9 protein-coding genes are annotated in these 10,321 nt (G+C 65.0%); 4 read left to right on the forward strand and 5 right to left on the reverse strand.

Features of this window, described 5'->3' with window-relative positions:
* The first annotated feature begins 59 nt into the window (after nucleotides 1–59).
* From QZ281_RS04480 to QZ281_RS04495, 4 genes are all read left to right on the forward strand, one after another.
* Nucleotides 60–1,391, forward strand: coding sequence for a dihydroorotase (locus QZ281_RS04480; RefSeq protein ID WP_292225200.1), 1,332 nt, complete (start codon nucleotides 60–62; stop codon nucleotides 1,389–1,391).
* A gap of 121 nt (nucleotides 1,392–1,512) precedes the next feature.
* Entirely contained in the window at nucleotides 1,513–2,250 is a 738-nt protein-coding gene (locus QZ281_RS04485) for a prephenate dehydrogenase (RefSeq protein WP_292225206.1), read from the forward strand.
* Between the two features lie 1,047 nt (nucleotides 2,251–3,297).
* Nucleotides 3,298–3,741: a hypothetical protein gene (locus QZ281_RS04490; RefSeq protein ID WP_292225209.1), complete on the forward strand. Its 444-nt coding sequence runs from the start codon at nucleotides 3,298–3,300 to the stop codon at nucleotides 3,739–3,741.
* Between the two features lie 75 nt (nucleotides 3,742–3,816).
* Nucleotides 3,817–4,458: a ribonuclease HII gene (locus QZ281_RS04495; protein WP_292225212.1), complete on the forward strand. Its 642-nt coding sequence runs from the start codon at nucleotides 3,817–3,819 to the stop codon at nucleotides 4,456–4,458.
* Nucleotides 4,459–4,462: 4 nt separating this feature from the next.
* On the opposite strand, the gene QZ281_RS04500 is transcribed toward QZ281_RS04495, so the two are convergent.
* From QZ281_RS04500 to QZ281_RS04520, 5 genes are all read right to left on the reverse strand, one after another.
* Nucleotides 4,463–4,687 (reverse strand): hypothetical protein, encoded by a 225-nt coding sequence (locus QZ281_RS04500; RefSeq protein ID WP_292225213.1) that lies wholly within the window; start codon nucleotides 4,685–4,687, stop codon nucleotides 4,463–4,465.
* A 129-nt stretch (nucleotides 4,688–4,816) separates the two neighbouring features.
* Complete coding sequence (locus QZ281_RS04505) at nucleotides 4,817–5,878, reverse strand: DNA adenine methylase (RefSeq protein ID WP_292225214.1); 1,062 nt, start codon at nucleotides 5,876–5,878, stop codon at nucleotides 4,817–4,819.
* 51 nt (nucleotides 5,879–5,929) lie between these two features.
* Entirely contained in the window at nucleotides 5,930–7,372 is a 1,443-nt protein-coding gene (gene pyk, locus QZ281_RS04510) for a pyruvate kinase (protein WP_292225216.1), read from the reverse strand.
* A gap of 137 nt (nucleotides 7,373–7,509) precedes the next feature.
* Nucleotides 7,510–9,213, reverse strand: coding sequence for an alkaline phosphatase family protein (locus QZ281_RS04515; RefSeq protein WP_292225219.1), 1,704 nt, complete (start codon nucleotides 9,211–9,213; stop codon nucleotides 7,510–7,512).
* An 83-nt stretch (nucleotides 9,214–9,296) separates the two neighbouring features.
* Nucleotides 9,297–10,244, reverse strand: a complete 948-nt coding sequence (locus QZ281_RS04520) for a DUF808 domain-containing protein (protein WP_292225221.1) — start codon at nucleotides 10,242–10,244, stop codon at nucleotides 9,297–9,299.
* Nucleotides 10,245–10,321: the final 77 nt, after the last annotated feature.

A 10,321-nucleotide genomic window follows, 5' to 3' on the forward strand; every position in this document is an offset into this window, starting at 1 on the left:
GTCCGATCCTCGGGTCAAGCCCGAGGATGACGGTGAATGGATATTGAGGACGTGCGGCGATGACCCAGACCTATGACCTGATCGTCCGAGGCGGCGAGGTGGCCAATCATGCCGGACGCGGTCTGGCCGATGTCGGCGTCATCGACGGCAAGATAGCCTTCATCGGCGACCTGTCGCAGGCCTCGGCGGGCGAGACGTTCGACGCCACCGGCCTGACGGTCCTGCCCGGCGTCATCGACACCCAGGTCCATTTCCGCGAGCCGGGGCTGGAGTGGAAGGAAGATCTTGAGACCGGCAGCCGCGCGGCGGCTCTGGGCGGGGTCGTCGCCGTGTTCGAAATGCCGAACACCAACCCCAACACCACCGACCCCGACACCATGGCCGACAAGCTGGTGCGGGCGAACAACCGGATGTGGACGGACCACGCCTTCTACGTCGGCGGCACGCATGAGAACGCCGACTATCTAGGTGAGTTGGAGCGGTTGCCCGGCTGCTGCGGGGTCAAGGTCTTCATGGGCGCCTCGACCGGCGACCTGCTGATCGCGGACGATGAGGGGGTGCGCAAGGTTCTGTCCAATGTGCGCCGCCGCGCCACCTTCCACTCCGAGGACGAATACCGTCTGGTCGAGCGTCGCGGTCTGGCCCGCACCGGCGACTGGACCAGCCACCCCGAGGTCCGCGACGCCGAAAGCGCCATCCGCTCGACCCGCCGTCTGGTCGGTCTGGCCAAGGAGACGGGCGCGCGCATCCACGTCCTGCACGTCACGACCAAGGACGAGATGGACTATCTGCGCTTCCACAAGGATGTCGCCACCGTCGAAATCACGCCCCAGCACCTGACCCTGGCCGCGCCCGAGGCCTATGAGCGGCTGGGCGCCTATGCCCAGATGAACCCGCCGATCCGGTCGCAGGACCATGTGGACGCCCTGTGGCTGTGGGGCATGCAGCAGGGCGTCGCCGACGTGCTGGGCTCGGACCACGCGCCGCACACCAAGGAAGAAAAGTCCAAGCCCTATCCGGCCTCGCCGTCCGGGATGCCGGGGGTGCAGACGCTGGTGCCGCTGATGCTGACCCATGTCGCCAATGGCCGTCTGTCGCTGGAGCGTTTCATCGACCTGACCTCTGCGGGCGCCCAGCGGGTGTTCGGCACGGCCAATAAGGGACGGATGGCCGTCAGCTATGACGCCGACCTGACCATCGTGGATCTGAAGGCCAAGAAGACCATCACCCACGACCAGCAGGCCTCGCGCTGCGGCTGGACCCCGTTCGACGGCTTCGAGGCCACCGGCTGGCCGATGGCGACCATCGTGCGCGGGCGGGTGGTGATGCAGGACGGCGAACTGATCGGCAAAGCCCACGGTCAGCCAGTGCGGTTCCAGGAGACCCTGTGAGGCCTGTACTTCTTTTCTCCGTCATCCTCGGGCTTGACCCGAGGATCGAGGGTTCCGCCGCATTGCCTGATCGTCTGACGCAAAGCCCGATCCGCGCCCGGTCCTCGGGTCAAGCCCGAGGATGACGGTGCAGAAAGAACGTCTTGGCCTCATCGGCTATGGCGCTTTCGGGCGTCTGGCTGCGCGGCATCTGTCGGCGTGGTTCGATGTTGTGGCCTATGATCCGGCGGCGCCACAGGGCGATGAACATGCGGTCCTGACCGATCTGGCGACCGCCGCCGCCTGTCCGGTGGTGGTGCTGGCTGTGCCGGTCGAAGCGTTGGAGGACACCCTGTCCGCCATACGCCCCCATCTGGCGTCGGATGCTCTGGTGGTCGATGTCGGCTCGGTGAAGGTGAAGCCTGCACTGGCGATGCAGGCGGCTCTGCCCGAGGGCGTCCGCATTGTCGGCTCCCACCCTCTGTTCGGCCCGCAGAGCGGCAAGGATGGGGTGGCGGGGCTGCGGATCGCGGTCAGCGAAGTGCGCGGCGCCAAGGACGCCCGCCGCGTCGCCGCCTTCTGCCGCCATGCGCTGAAGCTGAAGGTGTTTCAGGTCACACCGGAGGAACACGACCGCGAGGCTGCCGTGGTTCAGGGCCTGACCCACCTGATCGCGCGCGTCCTGCTGAACATGGAGCCGTTGCCGACGCGGATGACGACGGCCAGTTTCGAACGGCTGATGCAGGCCGTCGACATGGTCCGCCACGACAGCCCCGCCGTCTTCCGCGCCATCGAACGCGACAACCCCTTCGCCGCCGAAGTCCGCGACCGCTTCTTCGCCCTGGCTGATCAGGCCCGCGCCCATGTGGACGACCTGTAGAGCCCAGAGCCTAGGCCCCTTCGTGGCGCCTATTCAGCCGCCGAGCGTCGGTAGGACGGGCTGTGAATGTCTGGGTTCGCCGCGCAGGTTGATTTCGCAAAACGACCCGTTTCGGACATTGCGCATAGGTCTCTAGCCGTCGATTGTATCGGGACCGACTAGGGTGAAGGTAATGCTGTTTTACATTCTTCCGATAGCGCAGCCTCCCTGGCTTTACCTTCAAATTTTGATAGCTGGCGCTTGGATCGCTCTCTTGGTTTTTGATGTTCGGGAGAATGGCCGAAAAGGGCTGCGCACTCTCTTGCTAGCCCCATTGGTAGTCGTCGCCTTTTGGCTGGTGATGATTGGCAACATACTGGAAAGCTGCTCGAAGGTTGGATGCTGATATATGCTTCCGATCGATTGATCTCGCATCTGCTTCCCACCCCTAACTGAATTTCAGAGCGGCCGCTGACTGGCCGGTGGGCGGATGTCCAGTTTTGGCGCGGGCACCAATTTAGCAAGCCGACCCATTGCGGACCTGATCATTGAGAGGCAAAGCTTGGCCATGAAAGTCATGGCAAGGATAGCTGCTGCCCTCCTAACGCTGGCTATGATTAGCTGCGCTCAAGCCACTCCGCTGCACCGGACATCTTTCGACATTGAGGCATGTCGAGCGTCTGGCGGCTATGAGAGCGTTGCTCCCTTCGGCAGTTCATTTTGCCAAATGGACTATCAAGACGCAGGGAAGCCTTGTCAGGGCAAATCGGATTGCCTCGGAAGGTGCCTCAGCGACTTGCCGGAAAACTTCAAGTCAACATCAGTAGGCGCTGCCGTGGCCGGGCGCTGTGAGGCGCATAGGTCTACATTTGGTTGCCACGGCAAGGTCGAAGGCGGGAAGCTTGCCGAACCATACCTCTGTGAAGACTGATGTCCGCTTTCCACCCCAAACGGCTGTTGGCAGGGTCCGATATCCGCCCCTAACGCCCATCTCGGCTTCACGGCTCGGAGCGAAGGTCGTAGTCCGACCCGTTGCGGACGCCTCAACTTTGGATGCATCATTGACCGATGATCGTTCGAACCGCGATGCTGCTCGCCGCTTCCTGCGTCCTCTGGGGATGCGCGCAGCATCCTGCCTCTTCCCTGAGCGGCGTCTACAGCAATGTCAGATACAGCGAGGAAACGGGCGACGCAGACGGATTCGAAGTTCAATTGGATGCGGACGCACCGAACCCGAAGGTCGTTTTCACGATTTGCGAAGGCGGTTGTTACGGCGGCGAAATATGGCCAGTTGAGATCGTCGGCAAACACATCGCTTTTCAGGCCACCCACGAGTGGATGCGAATCGATGGCGGTCCGCCAGTGCGTGAGACCGAGCAATATGAGGGAACCATAAACGGCAAAGTTCTAAGCTTGCGGAGCCCCCAAGTTCCAGGCGGCGCCCCCCGGCTTGTGAGGGTGCCGCATCCGAAGCCGAAGCAGACCGCTCGCCTAGCTGGAAAAATCGACTGAACGCCCGCTTCCCACCCCTAACGAACATCCTGCTGGTCCACTTCCGTCCCGCCCCGCTTCATGCGATGGCGGGGCATGGCCAAGACACCTGCTAACCCCAGAACCTTCCCGACTCTGGACCTCGAAACCGTGTTGATCCAGCGGGTCAACGGTCACGTCTGCGGTGTGGACGAGGCGGGGCGCGGGCCTTGGGCGGGGCCGGTGTCGGCGGCGGCGGTGATCCTGAACCCCGACGATCTGCCGATCGGCATTGATGACTCCAAGGCCCTGACCGAAAAACGCCGCGCCCTGCTGGAGCCGGAGATCAAGGCCCGCGCCGTCGCCTGGGGCGTGGGTTTCGCCTCAGTGGAGGAGATCGACGAACTGAACATCCTGCACGCCACGGGTCTGGCCATGCGCCGCGCCGTCGAGGCCCTGTCGGTGCAGCCCGTCGCGGCCCTGGTGGACGGCAACTACCGCTTCAAACTGCCGTGCGAAATCCAGACGGTGGTCAAGGGTGACAGCCTGTCATTGTCCATCGCGGCGGCCTCGATCCTGGCCAAGACGGCGCGGGATCGGCTGATGATCGAACTGGACGCCGAACACCCCGGATACGGCTTCGCCAGCCACAAGGGCTATAATGCGCCATCGCATACGGCGGGCCTGAAGGCGCTAGGCCCCTGTTCCGCGCACCGTCGTAGCTGGGCGCCGATCAAGGCCCTGCTGGCTGACGCCTGACGCGCTAAAACTCCAGAAACAGACCGCCCACCAGCACGCCCATCAGGGTCGCAATCGCCGCGCCGGCCAGCAGCAGCATCCAGGTCGGCGGCGGACGCAGCGCGGGCTCGGCCTCCTCATCCGCCACTAGACCGGGTTCGGCGTCACGCGCGGCAAAATGCTGTGTGTTGTGCGTATAGCAACGCGCCGCCTTCGCCTTTTCCGTCGGCGCCCATGATTTGGGCTCCATCGCCGAATGCTGGCCGTCAACGTTCTTGCGACGACGTGACGGGGGCGGTGACAGGGGCGGTTCCATAGGCGGGAAACGGCACGCCGCGATTCGGGTTCCGCTGCGGCAAGCCGAGAAACTGCTTTTAATTCAGGCTGCGACCGGCAGAGCTACAGGACGATCGGTCACCACGAACAGATATTCGACATTTCGCAGACGCCCGACCTGGCCGACCTTCTCACCTTTGGGATTATGAATGCCGATGCGGGCGCCGACATAGCGAGGATGGGCGATTTCGACCACCTGGACATGACCGCGTGAGGCCAGCATGGCCTCCAGATCCGTGCGGCTGAGATAGCCTTCGTCATTGAAGCTGACGATCAGATTCGGGGCGCGAACCCGTTCGATCACCGACTGCAGCGCCGGACCGATGCCGGGGCGGCTGTTGAAGGCGCTTTTGCGGGTCTTCACGTCGATACGCTTGTTGGCCACGCCGTAGGTCTCGGGTTTGTCCCACAGCACCAGACTTTCCCAGCAGTGATAGTTGGCCAGATAGGAGTGCTGGTTATAGGGCGGGTCCAGATAGACGAGGTCCGCCTCGACCACCTCGGCCATTTCCAGGGCGTCGCCCTGGGTCGCGCGACACGGCCCGTCGACGGCGGGGACGATGTCGGGGGTGCGCAGTTCCAGCGTCTTCAACGCGCGCGGCGCCCACTGTTTCATATAGGCCATCTGCACGCCTGCCGTGGAATCCACCCGGTCGGCGGCCTCCATCAGACTGACCAGGACGATGGCCTTCAGCTCCGGCTCCAGATCCAGCGCCTCGATCCGGTGACGGATGGCGTCGATGCGCGCGCCGTTGTCGGGGTGGAAGAAGCGGGCGTCGTGGCAGAAGGCCTGGGTGAACCAACCCGCCTGCGGCTGCACCGTGCGCAGTTCCGCCAGCACGGCCTCGACCCGTTCGATCCAGACCTCGCGGTCCGCTTGCACATAGGCGGTCGCCAGCATGTGGGCATAGGCGTTGTAGTCGTTGGACCAGACGCGAAAGCCCTGTTTCTTCAGCGCATGGCCGACCCGCGCGGTGCCGGAAAACAGATCGCAGACCAGCCCGCCCTGCGGCAGGACGCTGGATACGGCGCCGGTCACGTGCCCCAGCAGGGCGCGCTTGGAGCCGATGTATTTGATCATGCGCAAACCCGAGTCATTCCGCATCTTAGCCCTCTCCCGCCGCAAGAGGGAGAGGGCTGTCGCGGCGTGACGGTTCTACTTCTTGCGCGCGCCCGACTTGGCGGCGGGGGCGTGGGCCAGACGCAGCAGATTGGCGGCGCCCGGTGCGCCAAACGGCGTCCCGGCAAGAATCAGGATGCGCTGACCCGGCTCGGCCAGACCGTATTTGATGGCGCTGTTCACCGCATCGTCGGTGACGTTCTCCAGCGAATCCGGCTGATCGCCCAACCGCGTCTCCAGACCCCAGACCAGGGCCAGACGACGCGCCGTATTGGCATTGGGCGTCAGCACCAGGATCGGCTTCAGCGGACGTTCGCGCGCCATGCGGCGGGCGGTGCCGCCCAGCGTCGTGAAGACCACCAGACAGCCGGTCGACGGCGCGCTGGCCGCCATGGCCGCCGCGCCGACCAGAGCATCCACGTCCTGTTCGTCCATGCCGGCGTGTTCGGCGCCCATCAGGCTGGGCCAGTTGGGGTCGCGTTCGACGCGCTCGATGATGCGGCTCATGATGCCGACGGATTCCAGCGGATAGTCGCCGGATGCGGTTTCCGCCGACAGCATCAGGGCGTCGGCGCCTTCGTACACGGCGTTGGCCACGTCGGTGGCCTCGGCGCGGGTCGGGGCAGGCGCGCTGGTCATGGATTCCAGCATCTGGGTCGCCACAATCACCGGCACGCCGCGGTTACGGGCAGCGCGGACGATCTGTTTCTGCGCCACGGGCACGTCTTCAGGGTCCAGTTCGACGCCCAGGTCGCCACGCGCGACCATGACGCCGTCGCAGTAGTCGAGGATGGCTTCCAGATCGGCCAGGGCTGCGGGCTTCTCGATCTTGGCAAGGCACGCCGCCTGACCGTTCACGATCCGCTTCAGTTCGGCCATGTCCTCGGGCTTCTGCACGAAGCTGAGGGCCACCCAGTCGACGCCGAGACGCAGGGCAAAGGCCAGATCCTCACGGTCCTTGGGGGTCAGGGCCGACACCGGGATGACGGCTTCCGGCACGGCGACGCCCTTGCGGTCCGACAGTTTCAGGCCGCTTTCAACCGTCACATCGGCCCATTCGTCCGTGCGTTCACCAACGCGCAGACGCACCCGTCCGTCATCCAGCAACAGCAGCATGCCCTTGCGCAGGGCCTTGAAGATTTCGGGATGCGGCATCTGCACCCGCGTCTCGTCGCCCAGTTCCGGGTTCAGGTCGAAACGCATCTTGTGGCCCGGCTTGACCGAGATCTCGACGTCCTTGAACCGGCCCAGGCGCAGTTTCGGCCCCTGCAGGTCGGCCAGAATGCCCAGCGGACGCTGCAGCGCCATTTCGGCCCCGCGCACAGCCTTGAAGGCGGCGGCGTGGTCTTCGTGCGAGCCGTGGCTGAAGTTCAGGCGGAACACGTCCACCCCGGCCTGGGCCAGGGCTTTGACGGTGCCGGGGGCACGGCTTGCGGGCCCCAGTGTCGCGACGATGCGGGCGCGGCGGGCTCTGTTCATGGACGTTTCCTGTCAGCTCTCAAGTGTCACCCTTGCGGACGACATGGGCGATTTGCCCCCTTGTGCCTTTGAAACTTCCTTAGCGTAAGGCCGCCACCCCGCCGGGAAACACGAGTTTATGACCCCGAAACAGGAGTTTATCTGGCGGGCGTCAATTCCGTCGCTGGACAGTCCGAAACGGCGAACCCGTTCAGGTCCATGCAACGGCCTTCGACCTTGGGTGCGGGCACCCCCATGACATGGGCCAGGGTCGGGGCGATGTCGATGGTGCGGATCGGCAGGAACCGCTCTTCACCATGGGCGCCGGGCCACCAGAAGATGATCGGCACGCGGCGGTCGTACTCCCACGGGGTGCCGTGACCGGCCAGGGTGCCGCCGACGCGTCCGCCCAGATTTGCAGCCTGTGCAAAGGCGATCATGATGTCGGGCGAACGCTCTGGCAGGGTCGACAGACGCATCCGTTCGCGCACCGTCATCATCTCCGGCTGGCGGCTGTCAGGCAGCGGGTCGGTCAGCAGACGGTCACGCGTGTCGACAAAGGCCACGTCCGGCACGGCGCTAAGCAGTTCGACGGCGGCCTCCGCCACCTGGGTCCGCAGCGGATCGGCCAGAGAGCGACGCTCCTTGTCCGCCACCATCAGGCCGCTGCCGCCCATCTGCAGTGGATTGGCGTCCAGATTGAAGCGTTGGCGCAGGGTGGCGTTGATCGTGGCGATGGGCGCCAGATCGACGCGGTGCGCGTCGGGATAGCCGTTCTGGTGCAGACGCTCGACAAAGTCAGAACCGCCGTGGTCCGCTGTCAGCACGACCAGAGCACCGCCCGGAACCTGAGACAGCTTGTCGAGGAAGGCGCCAAGAGCCGTGTCCAGACGATACATCTGCTCGCACATCTCCGGCCCCTGCGTGCCGTACATATGGCCGATGCGGTCGGTGCCGGACAGGCTGACGCCCAGCATGTCGGTCGTCGCGCCCTGCCCCAGACGCTGGCTGTCCAGCAGGTATTCGGCGGCCTTCAGCGTCTGCTCGTCCAGCAGGGGCGAGGTGTCGAACTTCAGGCCCGCAGGCGGCAGCACGGAATGGAAGGTCTGGCCGCGAATGGTCCAGTCGCCCGCCAGCGCGCGGCATTCCTCGCGCTGATAGTCCCAGGTCACCGGGTTCGCCGCCATCCAGGCCTTGAAGCCGGTGTTGAAGGCGGCGACGGGCGCCAGTTTCGCCTGCGCCGTCTGGCCCGGCTCGACAAAGGTGGTCAGGCCGAAACCGTCGGTGAACCAGAAGGCCTGGCCCTGATGACCGGCCAGATTGATGGCGCCGCGATCCTTGCCCGAGACGGCCATGACCTTGCTGTCCGGGCTGATAGCCTTTAGCCAGTCGCCGACGGTCGTGACGCGCAGTTGGTCCGGGCCGACGGGGCCGTTGTCGGTGTCGTCACGGCCATGCGCCAGATGGTTCTGCGGCGCGGCCAGACAATAGATCTCCTTGCCCGTTTTGGTGTCGATCCAGTCATTGGCGGGAATGCCCGTTTCGGTCGGATGCATGCCCGTCAGCACGGTCGAGTGACCGGGGCAGGTCTCGGTCAGGCCGTGGGTCTGATAGCCGTTGGTGGACACCAGTCCCTGATCGGCCATACGGCGCAGGCCGCCCGCGTAACGGCTGCGGTACTGGTTGAACAGATTGGCGCTGAACTGATCGACCACGATGGTGACGATCAGCTTGGGCGGGGCCAGAGCCGCCGCTGAAACCAGAGGCGCGGACTGCCGTGCCGGAACCGTCAGGGCTGTGGCCACGCCTCCAAAAGACACGGCGGCCAGGGCCGCAAGGGCGGCGATACGCGGCAAGGACATCAGCAACTCCGACAGGGCTCAGCGGGCTTTAGCGGGCGGGGATTGCAGTCGCGTGACAGCCCCTCCCCCCGTGACGATCCGTCCTAGTGCGATTCCTTCGGCAGCAACCGCCCGACCTGATGAACCAGCAGAACGACCACGCCCCCGACAATCACGCCGATGATCGCCGATCCAAGAGCGGTCACCAGCCAACTGACCACGCCGTCCAGGGGGCCGAACACCTGACCGACGCCATGCGCCACATGCTCCAGCGGCTCGGACGGCCAGTGCAGGCCCAGCGTATGCGTGCCGTGCACCAGAATGCCGCCGCCAACCCACAGCATGGCCGCCGTGCCGATGACGGACAGGGCGCTCAAAACCACCGGCATGCCCTTGACCAGTCCGCGTCCGAACGCCCGCATTCCGCCGCCGCCCGCGCGCTTGGCCAGATGCAGGCCGATGTCGTCCATCTTCACGATCAGGCCGACCACACCATAGACCGCGATGGTCATGGCGATGCCGACGATGACCAGAACCGCCGCCTGGGTCAGGATCGGCTGGTGCGCCACATCGGCCAGAGAAATGGCCATGATTTCTGCCGACAGGATCAGGTCGGTCCGCACCGCCCCCGCGACGGTCGTCTTCTCCAGCAGGGCGGCGTCGCCCTGCACCACCGCCGCCTCGGCATGACCGCCGTGGCCGAACGCCTCCAGCAGCTTCTCCGCCCCCTCGAAACACAGATAGGTTCCGCCGCACATCAGGATCGGCGTGATGGCCCAGGGCGCGAACGCCGTCAGCAACAGGGCGATCGGCAGGATGATCAGCAGCTTGTTGCGGAACGACCCCATCGCGATCTTGGTAATGATCGGCAGTTCACGACTGGGGGCCAGACCGGTGACATAGCGCGGCGTCACCGCCGCATCATCGACCACAACGCCCGCCGCCTTGGTCGAGGCCTTTCCCGCTGCTGCGCCTACATCATCGATCGACGCCGCCGCCAGCTTGGCGATGCCCGCCACGTCATCGAGCAAGGCGATCAATCCGGAGGGCATCTGGCGTCCTGATGAAAAAGAGGTCGTTTCCGACCTAGGCTGACCGACGGCGGCTGTCGATCATCTTTCATCGCAAC

Origin of the sequence: Brevundimonas sp. (genome assembly GCF_018608325.1) — a bacterium.
In the GTDB taxonomy this organism is placed as follows: Bacteria; Pseudomonadota; Alphaproteobacteria; order Caulobacterales; family Caulobacteraceae; genus Brevundimonas.